Origin of the sequence: Mesobacillus stamsii, from assembly GCF_030814065.1 — a bacterium.
Taxonomy (GTDB): Bacteria; Bacillota; Bacilli; order Bacillales; family Cytobacillaceae; genus Mesobacillus; species Mesobacillus stamsii.
The window spans coordinates 1-1,198 of record NZ_JAUSUN010000067.1 but is presented as its reverse complement, the minus strand read 5'-3'; the positions used below and the strand labels follow the sequence as shown (position 1 = coordinate 1,198).

Here is a 1,198-nt window from a genome sequence, read left to right as displayed (position 1 = left end):
GAAATAGATTGGTAAGCATAGGTAATTCCAGTTCTCTTGTCGGTTTGATAAACAATTGCAGCCATAGTCAGTCCCCCTGTACCTCGTTATGTTAATTATAAAACATAACGAGGTGAAAGTCAATCAAAAAAGCTAATAAACCGTTGAAACACAGGGGCTTATTGGCTTTCATCGTTACAGATTCTCGGGAATGCAGTTAATAAAGGGCATCGACTGTATTCCTCGCAAATCTTGAAATGGACTTGGTTAAGATCTGCGCCGTGAGGACGTATGGATAAAAATACGCAAAATATAGATTAAAATATCCGAGTATCTACTATTATATAGAGCAGTTTTTCTTCCCCTTTCACCTAATATTTATAAATAGAGTCTGCTTCTTTTATTTGCAATGCTAAGTTTCTAATCATCAAACCCCATTTCTGACTTACTCTTAATCTTAGAAGCTGATTTAAGTATGCCAGATGCATTAACCCTTTGAAATCTAATATCCATTTTATATTCTCTGCTAAGATCACTTGCAGCTTCAAATAATTTATTGGATTCGTCATATTGCTCCTTAGAATAACAGATAAGTACAAACACACCGAAGTCCGCATCTTCTGCTTTTAAGTAAGTAGGTAATTGATAGTTTTATTCCATCAGTATATCTTTTATGGTTACCAAGTTTTAATTCAATTAATGCTCTATGTTCTTTTCCTACAGACAAGTAGAAATCAACACTGCCTCTTCCTGTATCAACCTCTGAACTTACTAATACATTTGTATTTTCAAGATATACATTTGCAATGATATTAAATAACACCTGTACTCCTTTTTCATTAACTGGACCTTCAGATGTATTTAGAATTGCATGACCTTTTTTATGTTCAACCATATGTTTAAATTTTTCCACCATACTAATTACTGTATTTTTAAATGTGTCTGTAGTTTCTTCCTCATTCTGTTTATCAATGGAAGTACTATTAATGCTTTGTTTTATATACTCATATTCCGCACATATATCATCAGGCATTAACTCTTTATAGTAATCCAGATCAATGTGAAAGAAATTAGTAACTACTCCTGGCTTTTCCTTATAAAGTTCAAATATTTTACCGACTTCAAGGAAATCAACATCTTCAAAGATTATACCTATTACATCATAGGGTGTATGAGTATTCCTAAGAAGTTTTACACCATCAGGTTCTACGTTCTCTAT

At 32.8% G+C, this 1,198-nt stretch carries 1 protein-coding gene; it reads right to left on the bottom strand.

What is annotated here, in order from left to right:
* Positions 1–556: 556 nt before the first annotated feature.
* Positions 557–1,198 (bottom strand): DUF8371 domain-containing protein (locus tag J2S25_RS19980; RefSeq protein WP_500684441.1); only part of this gene is annotated, 642 nt, incomplete at its 5' end.